This window comes from Legionella sp. PC1000, from assembly GCF_014109805.1.
GTDB lineage: Bacteria > Pseudomonadota > Gammaproteobacteria > Legionellales > Legionellaceae > Legionella > Legionella resiliens.
On the sequence record NZ_CP059400.1, the window covers coordinates 813,331 to 827,079 of the forward strand.

Here is a 13,749-nt window from a genome sequence, read left to right on the forward strand (position 1 = left end):
CTAGGTTCCGTGAACCAATTTTTTTAATTACTTGAAAAGTAGGCAGTTTTTATAGTGAAATTCGATTGCGATCGTTAACAACACTAATGGAACTGCCTACATGTATAATAATATATCAGAACGAGTCTGGGATACAATTTATTCTTTTCTGCAAGGAGTAAAAGGATTGCACATTAAGAATAATGAGAAGACAAGATGCTTTGTGGAAGGAGTCTGGTATGTATTACGTACAGGCTGTCAATGGCGCCTGCTCCCGCCCTATTACGGACATTGGCGTAAAATTCACAAGCGATATAAAATGTGGTCAGATCGCGGCATTTGGACTGGCTTAATGTCTTCAGTTAGCGATGTTGATGATCAAGCCGTCATGATTGATGCCACCATAGTGCGCGCGCATGCGTGTGCATCTGGTTACGACAAGGAAGGGAATGATGCTCAGGCATTGGGGCGCAGTAAAGGAGGTTTTACCACTAAAATTCACGCTTTGGTGGATGGACTGGGGAATCCGATTAAGTTTATCCTGACCGGGGGACATCGAAACGATATTACTCAAGCAGCAGAGCTATTGAAGGAGCAGCGTGACACGATAGTTCTTGCAGATAAAGGATATGATTCACAGGCACTTGTTGACACACTGGAGAGTCAAGGCTGTATTGCAACCATTCCGTCAAAAAAGAATGCGAAGAACCCAAGAAAAATCGATAAAGAGCAGTACAAAGAGCGGTTTTTAGTTGAAGCTTTTTTCTCCAAAATCAAACACTTTCGGCGTGTTTTTTCTCGTTTTGATAAAACAACGACCGCTTTTTCCGGGTTCTTACATTTGGCCGGAGCGCTTATATGGATGCGCTAGAAAATTGGTTCACGGAACCTAGCGGAAATGGGAACAAGCCCTGGAATTTTTGCAATGTATCGTCCACAATGATGGGGAATTATAAAGTCAGGAGTAATGATGGAAGCAATAATTAAAAAGTTGGAAGTGGTTTTGGCCGATACCTATGCCTTATATCTTAAAACACAAAATTATCACTGGCATGTTAAGGGAGCTCAGTTTAAAAGCTTGCATGAATTGTTTGAAATGCAATATAGAGCATTGGCAGAAGCGGTGGATGAAATTGCAGAGCGAATTTTAATTTTGGGACATAAGGCGCCTGCTACCTTTACTGTATTGAATCAATTAAAAACAATTGAAGACGGCAATTCCAATATTAATGCGAATCAAATGGTGAGCGAGTTGGCTCAGGATCATGGGATTTTGGTTAAAGATTTAAACAAAGCAGTAAAACTTGCTCAGGAACATGATGATGAAGGAACGGTAGCATTACTTAGTGAGCGTATTGCTGCTCATGAAAAAGCGCGATGGATGCTGAACGCCTCCGTTGCTTAGAGTTCGTTGCACATCGATACATATAGCCCGGGTGCAGGCGAAGCCGTAACCCGGGTTCCGCTTCGCTTCACCCAGGCTACATTGCTGCGGTTATTTCGTCTTCATCATTTCTTTTTCAGCTCCTTTTTTAATGACGATGATGCTGATTCGTCGATTTTCTGGACTGAAAGGGTCTTTGGTATTCAGAAGCAAAGTTGATCCGAAACCGGATACACGAATCACTTTATCGGGATCCAAGCCTGCTTTAATCAAAGCACGACGGGCGGCATTGGCTCTCTGGGTGGAGAGTTCCCAGTTGGTATATTCTAATTCATCTGGGTTATGGTAAGGGTGGGCATCGGTATGTCCTTCAATGGTAATTTTATTGGGAACTGTCTTAAGTAGATTGGCGATCTGTGTAAACATCGGTTCCATCCCCGGGTTAAGTATGTCTGAACCCACGTCGAACATGGGTTTTTTCTGATTATCGATTAATTGAATGCGTAACCCATTTTTTACTACTTCCATGATTAATTGATTTTTTAAACCAGAAAGAGAAGGATCTTGTTGGATACTTAAATTAATTTTTGATTTTAATTCTTCGAGTTTTTGCGTCTCATTTTCAGTGGATTGAATTACCTGAATGTTTTGCGGTTTTTTATTTGGTGCAGATGAGAGCTCGGTTTTAGAAACTTGCCCATTGGTATCTTTGAGATTAGGCCCGCCGCCCTTAAGATTAATTTGCTGATTACCCACATTTTCACCACCAAAAAAAGTTATTTTCATGGGTTGTTTAAAATACTCGGAAATTCCATCTTTTTGTGCTTTATTTAGTGAAGCAATCAACCACATCAACAAAAAGAAAGCCATCATTGCGGTAACAAAATCTGCAAAAGCAATTTTCCATGATCCCCCATGCAGTTTGTGCTTATTCCTTTTTATTTTTCGAATTATAGGGGTTGGACCAGTTTTTCCTTTACCGCTGTTTTCATTCATACTCTAACCTCATTAGCTCGGTGTAGCTTCAGCAGCAGAATTTTCTCCAGAACTGGATGAGGATGCTGCTGGTTTGGAGTTTTTAATTTCTTCATTGAGTTGGGTGAAGGAAGGGCGTTGGGCAGAAAACAAAACTTTACGGCCAAATTCAACAGCAATAATAGGTGGATTATTGTGCAGACTCGCTAATATTGTGGCTTTTACACAATGCAGCATCAATTGAGTCTGATTGGCATGATGTTCCATTGCTGAAGCTACAGGACCGACAAATCCATAACCAATTAAAATACCTAAAAAGGTTCCTACAAGAGCATGAGCAATGAGTACTCCTAGTTCGGGCGGCGGTAAATTGATCGATTCCATCGTATGCACCACGCCAAGGACTGCAGCAACAATACCGAAAGCAGGCATGGCATCAGCGAGTTTTGCTAAGGCATTTGCCGGGATCATTTCTTCTTCATGATGCGTTTCAATTTCCATATCAATTAACGCTTCGAGCTGAAAAGGTTGTATGTTCGAAGTAATGATCAATCTTAAGTAATCGCAAATGAACTCAATGATATGATGCTTTTTCATGAGCGCAGGATAAGCATTAAAAATAGGACTTTCTTCGGGGTTTTCGATATCTGTTTCTAAGGACATCAGTCCTTGTTGCCGCGACTTATTCAACAGATTGTATAATAAGCCTAATAGATCACTGGAATTTTCCTTAACTGATTTTTCACCTCGAAAAACTTTAGGTAATGCTTTTAACAATGATTTTAACACCGTAGCACTGTTGGCAACAATAAGCGATCCGATTGCTGCTCCGGCAATGATAAGCAATTCTATGGGTTGAAAAACCGCCGCAAGATGACCCCCAGCGAGCGCGAACCCGCCAAAAACACAGAGTAATATAATTATATAGCCTATTAGAATTAACATTTATATTCGATCTCCAAGTCCTTTTAAATCGTTCAAATTCTTTATTTAAGATAATCGTGAACAACACGACCATAAGGTGAGAGCCGTTAATAAATGTATACCGCTTACTCTACGTCGTATGGGCAGATTAGCTACCGGAGCCAAGGCATAATGTGCTAATTGCAACTGAGCTGGTCCTTGCCACGCCCCTTTAATGTCAACCTGTTCAAGAGAATATTCAACATAAGATGGACTGATGAGTGGCATGGCAAAAGCATTCGTTATTACCTCTGCTTCATTCATTTGCAGACTCCTCTTTTAAATGTTTATTGGGAGCCATGTCGTATACAGCAATACCCGTTGTTTGTGATACGCGCTGGTCCCAAGGGGATTTTTTTATGGCTTTTTGTCCATCAAGATAGCCATTTTTTATGCGTTCCGAAATACTTTTTCTGGAAAACTCATAATCTTTTGAAGAAAACTCGGTTTCATCGTGTTCATATAAAAAGCGCACCAAAGAAATCGTAGATTGATGCCCACGCGCAATACAAAGTTTTAGCTCTGGATTATCTCGTTCTTCTTTAGGAACATAGCGTGAAAGAATATGAATGGTATTTTTTAACGCATGAATCTGTTGATACATTTCAACTGCCTGGGCAAAACGACTTGAATATTCTATATCTTTTTTGCGTTTCATTACCGCATCTAATGAAGTAGGATACAAACCATAAGAGTCAAATAAATGAATCGCGAAACACAGTAAGTTTCGGGGACATCGATTTACCGATAATACGTAAGTTGCTGGGGAATTACTGGAAATCCCGCCATCCCAATAATATTCTCCATCAATTTCAACAGCGGGAAAACCAGGAGGCAATGCACCACTTGCCATAATATGCTCTGGCCTTATTTTTGTCTCTTGTGAATCAAAATACACCATTTCTCCCGAACAGATTTCAACAGCGCCAACGCTTATTCGGGTTTCTTTAGAATTGAGGCGATCAAAATCGATAAATTGTTCTAAAGTAGATTTTAAATTTCTAGTATCGTAAAAACTTAAGCTATCGGGAGCATCATAATACCCCATAAGAAGAGGAGGAAAGCGAGGTGCAAAGAAACCTGGCTGGCCAAAAAGCAATGCGAATTGTGCGGATAAGAAATGTTCAACCTTTCGACTCTCATCATCGTTGGGAAGAAGGGTACTCTCGATAAAAGAAGGTGTGGCAATGCTCTCCCAAAATTGATACATTTTTTCAACACGTTCTTTAGGTGGATTTCCAGCTGCAATTGCAGCATTAATCGCGCCTATTGAGGTGCCAGCAAACCAAGTTGGATCATAACCTGCTTCATCAAGAGCATGCAAAACACCTACTTGATAGGCGCCTAAAGCGCCTCCGCCTTGAAAACAGCAGGCAATATGGTGATGCCGCTGTTTTTGGGGTTTAGCTTTATTCGTCCGAGCCATAGAATTTACTCCATGAACCACCCATGACTAACAATTAACGATTGACCTGTAAGGGCATTTGATTCGAAAGAAGCAAAAAATAAAGCAGTTTGCGCTACGTCGTCCGTGGTAGTGAACTCTCCATCCACTGTATCCTTAAGCATAACATTCTTAATGACTTGTTCTTCAGTGATTCCTAATTCTTTAGCTTGTTCAGGAATTTGTTTATCAACTAGAGGCGTGCGTACGAAACCTGGGCAAATGACGTTGGCTCGTACATTATGGGTTGCCCCTTCTTTGGCAACTACTTTACATAAACCAATCAAACCATGCTTTGCAGTGACATAAGGTGCTTTCAGTTTAGAGGCTTCTTTGGAATGGACTGATCCCATATAAATAATGCTTCCTCCTTTACCGGAGGCATACATATGTTTTAATGCAGCGCGTGTTGTTAAAAAAGCTCCGTCCAACTGAATGGATATTAATTTTTTCCAATCAGAAAAAGCCAATTGTTCTACAGGGCTAATAATTTGTATCCCTGCATTGCTGACCATAACGTCAACGCCACCAAAGTATTTAGCAACATCATCCACGCCTTTATCAACTTCTTTTTCATCGGTGACGTTCATGGCAACCGCCATAGCCTCTCCACCCTTAGACTTGATTTCTTCAGCTGCACTCTTTGCTTGCTCCAGATTGAGATCAGCAATAGCAACTTTAGCCCCTTCTTTTGCATAGACCAAGGCGATTTCTTTACCTATTCCACTGGCAGCCCCGGTGATTATTGCTACTTTGTTTTTTAAACGCATGATTAACATTCCTTGTATTATTTTGAGTGAATGATCAATCGCTTACGCTTGATCTAAAAATTCTTATAAAAGTATAGCAATGGAAATTTGATATTGCCTCTATTCACTAAGATTTTTTATTTTTATCGTTTACATGAAATATACTTGGCTTAACTGATTAAAATTTAAAACCCTTAACCTCTTTTGGAGGTTAAGGGTGTATTTATTTGTATTGATATTAGTAATAGTAGTAAGGACGATAGTAACCAGAACGATAGTAACTAGGATAGTAACCTGAACGATAGTAATATCGTCTATCTTGTTCTCGGCCAATTGCATTCCCTACTAGTGCTCCAGCTCCGGCGCCAATTATTGTTCCTGCAGCACTACCTCCGGTCGCAGCATAACCTATACCAGCTCCTGCAGCACCACCAGCAGCGCTACCTACTTGAGCACCAGTACAACCCCCCAGCATAAATGCCGATATACCAGCAAAAAATAAGGGAGCGATAATTTTTTTCATAGTGAACTCCTTTTTATAGTTTTCAGGATCCCTGCATTGATAAAGCAGATATTCATAACAAGAAAATCCTGGTTGCTTCATCTTCACTATGATTTTAGTACAAAAAAAATATTTAATGCAAAATAAATGAACATAATTTGTTTTAACAATCATTTTTTTAAATATCAGATTTTGCTCCGACCTTCATTTTCCAGTAGTATTAACATAAGAATTATAAAAATAGGGGACCTTATGTTTAAAGGAAGCATTGTAGCTTTATTAACTCCCATGAAAAATGATCAGGTTGATGTGCCGTGTTTACGGGAGTTGGTTGAGTTCCATATTGAGATGGGTAGCCATGCTCTGGTTGCGGCAGGTTCTACGGGTGAAGCAGGTACTTTATCTCACGAAGAAAAACTGTTGGTTATAAAAACAGTAATAGACCAGGCTAAAGAACGAATTCCTGTTATTGCAGGTACCGCTATGAATGCAACACGCGATTGTATTCAACTGACCCAGGAAGCGATGGAATGTGGAGCTCACGCTGCATTAATTATGACTCCTGCTTATATCAGACCTACTCAAGAAGGCTTGTATCAGCATTACAGTCAAATAGCCAAAGCAGTTGCCATACCGATTATTCTTTATAACGTGCCAACACGAACTGCTTGTGATATGTTGCCTGAAACAGTAGCGCGACTTGCCAAGATTTCTAATATTGTGGGAATAAAAGACGCTACGGGACAGATGACTCGGCTACAACAAATTTTACGCCTTTCAGAAGGCAGCATCGATGTATTTAGTGGCGATGATTTTACTGCTGCATCCTGGATGTTGTCTGGAGCTAAGGGAAATATTTCCGCAGCGGCTAATGTGGTTGCCAAATTAATGGCTAAGTTATGCGACTCAGCTTTAGATGGTGATCATGCTTTAAGTTTACGTTTAAACGAACAGCTAATGCCTCTATATGAATTATTGTTTATTGAAACAAATCCGATTGCAATAAAATGGGCAGCAAGCAGAATGGGGTTAATGGAGAATGAATTAAGGATGCCGTTAACTCGTTTATCTAAAGAACATCATGAACCATTGGAAAAGGTAATGAAGAGTTTGGAGTTAATATAAGTGAAAAAGTTGAGTTTTATTGTTTTTTTTGTGCTTTTGTTCTCTGGGTGTAGTCGTTATGCCAGTAATGGTGAGCATCTTTACCTCAGTAGTCGTAATGGCCCCTCATTAGAAGTTCCACCGCCATTAACGAGAACAAATATCAGTAGTTTTTATGATTTGCCGCAACAGAATCAGAATGCACAGGTAAGTATGGCTCCACCTGTATCATAAGGGGTTTATTATGACACCATCAGAATCAGCTGAGTTGCTTATTATACAGGAATTATCGCAGCGTATTGTGGAAGCGCAACGCAAGATCAGGATTCTTGATAGTATTAAATGGGATGAGACAATAAAAAAGGAATTTTTTAAGAATAAAGGCAAAAAGCTTCCAGCTGTTGATAAAGAATATTACGGCAAAAAGCCTTTGCCTTTTGATGTTCATGACAAGCAAGAAGAGTTTCGTATTATTTTGCGCGATACACAAAACCAACTTGGACAATATTCTACCCTAACTCGTTTAATACGTCGTCAGTGTGAAGAATACAGTCGAGCGACACAAATGCTCGCTGTGCGAGGTACTCCTGCATTTTCTGAATTAGCAATGGAATTGTATGGCAGCCCAAACGATGTGTTCTATGCGGGCGGGCCACGCATGTCCGAAATGGGGACTTTACTCTTTGATGTGTTAACCGGACTTAGTGTTCAATTGCAGTCTGAAGCTGATGTAAAACGTTATACACCACAACAGGCTCAAGAAATTTTGCAAGCCCGTTTAGGGCAGTTTTTTGATAAGCATCCTGGTAAAGTAACCGTTATGGTCAGTGACGATATGATCGCAGATGCTTCTGCTGGAGCGGACAGCATTAAATTGAGTCAACAGGCAATGTTCAGCGATCGTGATCTTCGTTATCTGGAAGTACATGAAGGTTGGGTGCACGTCGGAACAACCTTGAATGGTTCGATGCAACCCAATTGTTTTTTTCTTTCCAAGGGCTCACCTTCCAGCAGCGTTATTCAAGAAGGTTTGGCAGTAATTACGGAAGTTGTTACATTTTCTTCATACCCCAGCCGCATGTTAAAGATTACCAATCGCGTGATTGCTCTAGACATGGTCACGCAAGGGGCAAACTTTCTGGATATTTATAATTATTTTATGGAATGCGGTTTAAGTGAAGAAGACAGTTACAATCAATCGGTACGTGTCTTTAGGGGGAGTACGCCAACGGGCGGACCTTTTACCAAAGATTTATCTTATGCTAAGGGTTTTGTATTAATTTACAATTACATCCGTTTTGCGATCAGTCGAAATCATGTTGACTCTATCCCCTTATTGTTTACCGGGAAATTGGTACTGGATGATTTACCCTTACTTACCGAATTAAAAGAGCGTGGGATTTTAACTAATCCTGTTTATCTTCCACCTCCATTTCAAGATTTGGCAGCGTTAAGTGCATGGATGAGCTTTTCCTTGTATTTGAATCAGTTTGATTTGAATGAAATTCAAAAGAATTTTCGTTTTTTGATTGTGTAAAGTGCCTCTAAAGTTTCTCTACACTTATGCCTAAAAGGTTGTCCTCCCTGCGAGGCTTCAATCTTCTAGGCATTGCTGAAAAACCAGTCAGCGTTCCTCCTACGCCCCGCAGCTTGTCCCTGAACGATCGTCAGTTTTTTAAATTTATCATGTACCACTTAAGTTTTCTCTACGTACTGCTTTCCTACGTACCGCGCTTTATGCGCGGTATCCAGAACGATATTTTAAGATGCCGCTGAGCATTTCTCTAGCAAGATCCCCTGGATACCGCGCATAAAGCGCGGTAGGTAGGCGAAAAAATTAAGGGGGGGTACGTAGGCGAAAAATTTAGTGGAGGTTTCTCAAAACTGACGATACCGCATGTAAACAGACCCTGAATGATCGTCAGTTTTTTGAATTTATCATGTACCACTTAAGTTTATCTACGTACTGCTTTAAATTTCTCTACGTACCGCGCTTTATGCCTGAGAGATGGTCACTTTTTGTGACCATCTCTCAGAGCTTGTCCGCGGGGCGTAGGAGGGATCCAATTTGAATAGAAACTAAATAACTTTTACCTGGGTTGCTTCGTTTCACCCAGGCTCCGGTTTTTTTAGATTTCAAATACGATAATCAGGACTTGCACGCTACGGTTTGCATAAGCTCCAGTGATTCTTCTTTTTCTTGTGGTGTAAAGAATCGTTGAGCGAGAGTGTAACTTAAATTGGGCTTCGCTTGGTGTTGTAATGCTCTTTCTAATTGAGGATATTCACCTACGAGCAATTTCGCTTGTTCTTTGATGTATGAATCATCAGATCGATTAATCATCGTTACGTAATGCGCTGCCTTTTTCAGATCGTCAGGCTCCGTTGAGTTACCCAATATTTGGCACATCACCAACATTGCATTGGTACACCCCAAATTAGCAGATTGGCGCATAGTTTGTTTGTACTGAGAAGATGTTGGTGGATAAATATGAGCTAAATGATATAAAGCCATAGGATTATCCTGAGCTAAAGCCATCATTTTAGGTAAATGTTGGACCACAGCTTGCTTTAAAACAGGATCATTAGGTGATCTGTGTAATTGATTTACCAACGTAGCAAATTCATTACTTGAAGACATATCCTACCCCTAACTTTGACTCATTCCCTTGTAGGATAAAAGATCAAGGTTAAGGTAAGATTAAGAGGGATAGGCTTTACGTTTTTTTTACATTATCAAATACTGCCCACCCTAAATGGAACAACATATGCGCAAGGATTGCTACAATAAGTCCATATTGCCAAAATAGATATCCAAAAAATAAAGATTGGTAAAGGCTAAGTAAAATTAGAGAATAAATAAAACGACGGTTTGAGGTACAACCGGCGGCGAGGTAAGCGGGGAGTTGGCTTACTGCAAATACCAAGCCACTAATAAAAATTGAAATCCAAATGATTAAGACAGGATATTGTTTCGTAAAGAGCAGTGCGAAAAAGGTAGTAAGATTCATTAATCCCCATCGGGCTATGATTTCCTCTACTACACCTCCATAAAGAACACAGCCATCGAGGCCAAGGGCCATGCGTAGATTGGTCATGATTTTCATGTTTTTTTCATCCATGATGCGAGCAATAACACCATAGTAAAGGACCAAAAACACCAGCAATCCAAAAAAAGCATACAAAACAGTAGGTAATAAAATAGGAAGTAATGCATTTATTCCTACAGTACCCTGTAACAGTTCTTCAAGTATTGTGGCATGTAAGCCAGTAGTGTTTGATAATACAGCGCCTGCAATACACAGGACCAAAACCATAAATAGGGTTTGCAAGATGGCGAAGCGACTCGCCCGTTTTTTTAGCTCTTCGGAATTATCTGGTAATAAAAAATAAATTAATCGTTTTATTGCAATGACAACACCTGGGATGGATAAGCAGAACAAAACGATAATTAACGGCCAATTGATTGTCATTTATTATCCTTAAATATAAGCGCTCAGCCTAATCAGTGAACAGCCAATCAATGCTCACATACTGATGTATGCTGCGCTTGCTTAGAAAAATTTTCTCACAACCTGCACTCAAATCCAACTGTTCAAGTTAACATGGGAAACGAGTTAATTACTCTTAAATAGTACAGCATAGAAAAATCCATCCATACCTTGTTCCCCGGGTAAAATTTGCAGGCCATGCTTGGTTGCATGTCCACTGATCCCGTATTCTTTTATTATCGTACAGTCTGGATGGGTTGCAACAAAATTTGCAATTTGTTGCTCATTTTCGGCAGGCATCACAGAACACGTCGCGTAAACCAGTAAACCACCTTTTGTGAGCAAAGGCCATAAGCAATCGAGCATGTTATTCTGGATTTTAGTTACAGTAACAATTTCTTCGCTGTTACGTAATAATTTTATATCTGAATGGCGTCGAATGACACCGGTTGCAGAACAAGGAGCATCCAGCAGAATACGATCAAAAAGTTGACCGTCCCACCATTTGGCAGGAGCTAAAGCATCACCATCTATTAATGTTGCATGCAAATTAAGACGGTCTAAGTTTTCTCGAACACGTTTCAATCGCTTGGGATCAACATCTAAAGCAATACATGCCGACAAATTAGGTTCTTTTTCTAAAATATGGCAGGTTTTTCCTCCAGGAGCACAACAGGCATCGAGAAGACGTAACCCTGGTTTTAAAGACAATAAAGAAACAGCTAATTGTGCTGCACCATCTTGAACGGAAATACATCCTTCTGCAAAACCAGGGAGTTGGCGTACGTCGCAAGGCGTAATTAAATTAATTCCTTCCGGTGCTACAGGATGAGGTTCAGCAGCAATGCCTTCTCGCTTTAAAACGTGTAAATATTCGGCAACAGAATTTTTTTGTACGTTAACTCTTAAGGTCATGGGGGGATGCATGTCATTTGCTTGAGCGATGGATTGCCAGTCATCAGGCCAATCTGCTTGCAAGCGTTCCAGTAACCATTGGGGTTGGCCATGAATGAATAAGGGATCAGTACTAAGACGTGCCAAAATTTCTTTTTGCTGACGGCAAAAATTGCGCAAAACAGCATTAACCAAGCCTTTTGCCCATGGTTTTTTGATTTTTTCAAGTAAGGCAACTGTTTCTTTGACTACGGCATAATCGGGTAGCTGCATATAGTATAATTGATAAAGACCGATAAGCAGCGCGACCCAAACATCCACTTCTTTGGGTTTTTTTTGCAGCAGGCATTCCGCTATAGCGTGTAAACGAAAATAATGACGACAAAAGCCAAAGCAAATCTCTTTAGTCATTGGGGCGACTTCAGCTGATGCAGGCATGAGTTGGGATAAGGATGATTTTTCAGTGAGTAGGCGAGTTAAAATTTTTAAGGCATGCAGTCGTTCATTCTTGTTCATGAAAACACAAATCCTGCGTGTACCTGTGATTTGGAGGAATTTAACCAATCTGCTATGGAAATCACTTTAGCGCCTGGAAGCTGGATTCGTTCTACGAGCAAACCTTGCTCTCCGGTGGCAATCAGCATCCCTTTTTTATCGATGCTGACTATAGTACCCGGTGTTTGGGAAAAGGGTAGGGCTACTATTTTGGCTTGATGGATCCGCAAAATTTCTTCACCTAAGTGTGTGTAAGCGATTGGCCAAGGATTGAATGCGCGAATTTTTCGATCGATTTCTACTGCAGTTTGCTGCCAGTTAATGTGTGCATCTTCTTTGTTAATTTTGCTGGCATAGGTGGCTAATTCATTATTCTGAGTTTCAGATTTTGCGGTTTGAGCCGCTAATTCATCTAAGGTTTGCAGTAAGGGTTGTGCGGAGATTTCTGCCAGGCGGTCATGCAAGCTTTGTGCGGTTTCTGATGTACTTATTGGACAGGTAATTTTACGCAGCATCGCACCGGTATCCATGCCGGCATCCATTTGCATAATCGTTACCCCAGATTCTGTATCGCCATGAAGAATGGCCGATTGAATGGGGGAGGCACCACGCCAACGAGGTAATAAGGAAGCATGCACATTAATACAGCCCAGGCGGGGAATTTCCAGAACTGCTTTAGGCAAGATTAATCCATATGCGATAACCACGATGACATCCGGTTTGAATGCTGCAAGCTCTGCGATTGCTTCAGGATTTTTGAAGTTGGAGGGTTGATAGACTGGGATTTGATGGTTTAATGCCCATTCTTTCACCGCAGAAGCATGTAGTTTTCGACCGCGCCCAGCAGGACGGTCTGGCTGAGTATAAATCGCTTGAATATGATGTGTTGAATGCAGTAGTGCACTCAGGCAAGGCAAACCAAATTCTGGTGTTCCAGCGAAAACAATGTTCAATCGACTCATGATAACTACTCACCTCGAACAAGGAGCGCTTTTAAGAGACGCGTCTTGAATGAAAAGCCTGTGAAAAAAATGCAGTGTATTATTTCAGAAATACCCCGCAATGCTCTCACCTTACGTACTTTTATCCAGAGGTCTTATTTTAAAAAAGAACCCGGGAGTGTGTCCCAAAAAAGTGTTCTGGATACCGGCGCATAAAGCGCAGTACGTAGGAAGTTTATAAAAGTTTATTATTTAACAATAAACTACTTTTTAGTTTTGTGTTCTACCACAGACATTATTTACGTGCGTGTTGACGTTTAAATTTATCCAATTTTTTACGAGCCATGGCTTTTTTTAATGGAGAAAGCAGATCAATAAACAGTTTACCATTCATATGATCAATTTCATGTTGCAAACATTCAGCGAGCAAGCCTTCGGCTTTAATCTCATAAGAGTTACCCTTTCTATCCAAAGCCTTGACTGTAACTTTTTCTGCACGTATAACCGTATCGTAAGCTCCGGGAACAGAAAGACAGCCCTCTTCAAATTTGTTTTCGCCCTCTGATGCAATGATTTCAGGATTGATAATCACCAGTTGATTCTGTTTGTCGCCTGCAATATCAATCACCGACAAACGCAGGCTAATACCAATTTGAGGTGCAGCAAGACCAACGCCACGAGCGTCATACATTGTCTCAAACATATCGTCAATTAATATTTGCAATTTGTCATCAAAATGAACAACAGGTTTTGCAACCGCTCTTAATCGAGGGTCAGGTAAATATAGAATTGGATGAATAGCCATTGTTTATCTGGTTCTCTACACAA

Annotated in this window: 16 protein-coding genes; 5 read left to right on the forward strand and 11 right to left on the reverse strand. The window is 40.5% G+C overall.

Going from position 1 to position 13,749, the window contains the following annotated elements; all coding sequences use genetic code 11:
- Nucleotides 1–100 precede the first annotated feature (100 nt).
- Both FOLKNPGA_RS03505 and FOLKNPGA_RS03510 read left to right on the forward strand, forming a co-directional pair.
- Nucleotides 101–850 carry an IS5 family transposase gene (locus tag FOLKNPGA_RS03505; RefSeq protein ID WP_058441825.1) on the forward strand — a complete coding sequence of 250 codons (750 nt, stop codon included), beginning with the start codon at nt 101–103 and terminating at the stop codon, nt 848–850.
- Nucleotides 851–949: 99 nt separating this feature from the next.
- Nucleotides 950–1,384, forward strand: coding sequence for a Dps family protein (locus FOLKNPGA_RS03510; protein ID WP_182352748.1), 435 nt, complete (start codon nt 950–952; stop codon nt 1,382–1,384).
- 90 nt (nt 1,385–1,474) lie between these two features.
- Here FOLKNPGA_RS03510 and motB read toward each other — a convergent pair whose 3' ends face one another.
- The 6 genes from motB to FOLKNPGA_RS03540 form a co-directional block, all read right to left on the reverse strand.
- Nucleotides 1,475–2,359 carry a flagellar motor protein MotB gene (gene motB / locus FOLKNPGA_RS03515; RefSeq protein WP_182351772.1) on the reverse strand — a complete coding sequence of 295 codons (885 nt, stop codon included), beginning with the start codon at nt 2,357–2,359 and terminating at the stop codon, nt 1,475–1,477.
- 12 nt (nt 2,360–2,371) lie between these two features.
- Nucleotides 2,372–3,283, reverse strand: a complete 912-nt coding sequence (gene motA, locus FOLKNPGA_RS03520; RefSeq protein ID WP_182351773.1) for a flagellar motor stator protein MotA — start codon at nt 3,281–3,283, stop codon at nt 2,372–2,374.
- Nucleotides 3,284–3,328: 45 nt separating this feature from the next.
- Nucleotides 3,329–3,565 (reverse strand): acetoacetate decarboxylase family protein, encoded by a 237-nt coding sequence (locus FOLKNPGA_RS03525; protein ID WP_232890550.1) that lies wholly within the window; start codon nt 3,563–3,565, stop codon nt 3,329–3,331.
- Nucleotides 3,558–4,727: a patatin-like phospholipase family protein gene (locus FOLKNPGA_RS03530; RefSeq protein ID WP_182351774.1), complete on the reverse strand. Its 1,170-nt coding sequence runs from the start codon at nt 4,725–4,727 to the stop codon at nt 3,558–3,560. The genes FOLKNPGA_RS03525 and FOLKNPGA_RS03530 overlap by 8 nt, the downstream gene beginning before the upstream one ends.
- Nucleotides 4,728–4,732: 5 nt before the next feature.
- The gene (locus tag FOLKNPGA_RS03535; protein WP_182351775.1) at nt 4,733–5,515 is read right to left on the reverse strand and encodes a 3-hydroxybutyrate dehydrogenase; all 783 of its coding nucleotides are present in this window, start codon (nt 5,513–5,515) and stop codon (nt 4,733–4,735) included.
- Between the two features lie 217 nt (nt 5,516–5,732).
- Nucleotides 5,733–6,017, reverse strand: coding sequence for a glycine zipper domain-containing protein (locus FOLKNPGA_RS03540; RefSeq protein WP_182351776.1), 285 nt, complete (start codon nt 6,015–6,017; stop codon nt 5,733–5,735).
- A gap of 231 nt (nt 6,018–6,248) precedes the next feature.
- On the opposite strand from FOLKNPGA_RS03540, the gene dapA reads away from it, so the two are divergent.
- The 3 genes from dapA to FOLKNPGA_RS03555 are packed head-to-tail and all read left to right on the forward strand — an operon-like array spanning nt 6,249 to nt 8,637.
- Nucleotides 6,249–7,121, forward strand: a complete 873-nt coding sequence (gene dapA, locus FOLKNPGA_RS03545) for a 4-hydroxy-tetrahydrodipicolinate synthase (RefSeq protein ID WP_182351777.1) — start codon at nt 6,249–6,251, stop codon at nt 7,119–7,121.
- On the forward strand, nt 7,122–7,334 hold the full coding sequence (locus FOLKNPGA_RS03550) for a hypothetical protein (protein WP_182351778.1): 213 nt from the start codon (nt 7,122–7,124) through the stop codon (nt 7,332–7,334).
- Between the two features lie 10 nt (nt 7,335–7,344).
- The gene (locus FOLKNPGA_RS03555) at nt 7,345–8,637 is read left to right on the forward strand and encodes a flavohemoglobin expression-modulating QEGLA motif protein (RefSeq protein WP_182351779.1); all 1,293 of its coding nucleotides are present in this window, start codon (nt 7,345–7,347) and stop codon (nt 8,635–8,637) included.
- 612 nt (nt 8,638–9,249) lie between these two features.
- Here FOLKNPGA_RS03555 and FOLKNPGA_RS03560 read toward each other — a convergent pair.
- The 5 genes from FOLKNPGA_RS03560 to def all read right to left on the reverse strand — a co-directional run bounded on the left by FOLKNPGA_RS03560 (nt 9,250) and on the right by def (nt 13,726).
- Nucleotides 9,250–9,741 carry a hypothetical protein gene (locus FOLKNPGA_RS03560; RefSeq protein ID WP_182351780.1) on the reverse strand — a complete coding sequence of 164 codons (492 nt, stop codon included), beginning with the start codon at nt 9,739–9,741 and terminating at the stop codon, nt 9,250–9,252.
- A gap of 76 nt (nt 9,742–9,817) precedes the next feature.
- On the reverse strand, nt 9,818–10,573 hold the full coding sequence (locus FOLKNPGA_RS03565) for a CPBP family glutamic-type intramembrane protease (RefSeq protein WP_182351781.1): 756 nt from the start codon (nt 10,571–10,573) through the stop codon (nt 9,818–9,820).
- A 144-nt stretch (nt 10,574–10,717) separates the two neighbouring features.
- Entirely contained in the window at nt 10,718–12,001 is a 1,284-nt protein-coding gene (gene rsmB / locus FOLKNPGA_RS03570; protein ID WP_182351782.1) for a 16S rRNA (cytosine(967)-C(5))-methyltransferase RsmB, read from the reverse strand.
- A complete protein-coding gene (fmt, locus tag FOLKNPGA_RS03575; RefSeq protein ID WP_182351783.1) occupies nt 11,998–12,942 on the reverse strand; it encodes a methionyl-tRNA formyltransferase in 945 nt (314 codons plus the stop codon). The genes rsmB and fmt overlap by 4 nt, the downstream gene beginning before the upstream one ends.
- Before the next feature lie 274 nt (nt 12,943–13,216).
- Nucleotides 13,217–13,726: a peptide deformylase gene (gene def / locus FOLKNPGA_RS03580; protein WP_182351784.1), complete on the reverse strand. Its 510-nt coding sequence runs from the start codon at nt 13,724–13,726 to the stop codon at nt 13,217–13,219.
- Nucleotides 13,727–13,749 lie beyond the last annotated feature (23 nt).

Excerpts from the sequence above, each read along its gene's own strand:
- FOLKNPGA_RS03505 (WP_058441825.1), top strand. The coding sequence starts at position 101 with ATGTATAATAATATATCAGAACGAGTCTGGGATACAATTTATTCTTTT.
- FOLKNPGA_RS03510 (WP_182352748.1), top strand. The coding sequence starts at position 950 with ATGGAAGCAATAATTAAAAAGTTGGAAGTGGTTTTGGCCGATACCTAT.
- motB (WP_182351772.1), bottom strand. The coding sequence starts at position 2,359 with ATGAATGAAAACAGCGGTAAAGGAAAAACTGGTCCAACCCCTATAATT.
- motA (WP_182351773.1), bottom strand. The coding sequence starts at position 3,283 with ATGTTAATTCTAATAGGCTATATAATTATATTACTCTGTGTTTTTGGC.
- FOLKNPGA_RS03525 (WP_232890550.1), bottom strand. The coding sequence starts at position 3,565 with ATGAATGAAGCAGAGGTAATAACGAATGCTTTTGCCATGCCACTCATC.
- FOLKNPGA_RS03530 (WP_182351774.1), bottom strand. The coding sequence starts at position 4,727 with ATGGCTCGGACGAATAAAGCTAAACCCCAAAAACAGCGGCATCACCAT.
- FOLKNPGA_RS03535 (WP_182351775.1), bottom strand. The coding sequence starts at position 5,515 with ATGCGTTTAAAAAACAAAGTAGCAATAATCACCGGGGCTGCCAGTGGA.
- FOLKNPGA_RS03540 (WP_182351776.1), bottom strand. The coding sequence starts at position 6,017 with ATGAAAAAAATTATCGCTCCCTTATTTTTTGCTGGTATATCGGCATTT.
- dapA (WP_182351777.1), top strand. The coding sequence starts at position 6,249 with ATGTTTAAAGGAAGCATTGTAGCTTTATTAACTCCCATGAAAAATGAT.
- FOLKNPGA_RS03555 (WP_182351779.1), top strand. The coding sequence starts at position 7,345 with ATGACACCATCAGAATCAGCTGAGTTGCTTATTATACAGGAATTATCG.
- FOLKNPGA_RS03560 (WP_182351780.1), bottom strand. The coding sequence starts at position 9,741 with ATGTCTTCAAGTAATGAATTTGCTACGTTGGTAAATCAATTACACAGA.
- FOLKNPGA_RS03565 (WP_182351781.1), bottom strand. The coding sequence starts at position 10,573 with ATGACAATCAATTGGCCGTTAATTATCGTTTTGTTCTGCTTATCCATC.
- rsmB (WP_182351782.1), bottom strand. The coding sequence starts at position 12,001 with ATGAACAAGAATGAACGACTGCATGCCTTAAAAATTTTAACTCGCCTA.
- fmt (WP_182351783.1), bottom strand. The coding sequence starts at position 12,942 with ATGAGTCGATTGAACATTGTTTTCGCTGGAACACCAGAATTTGGTTTG.
- def (WP_182351784.1), bottom strand. The coding sequence starts at position 13,726 with ATGGCTATTCATCCAATTCTATATTTACCTGACCCTCGATTAAGAGCG.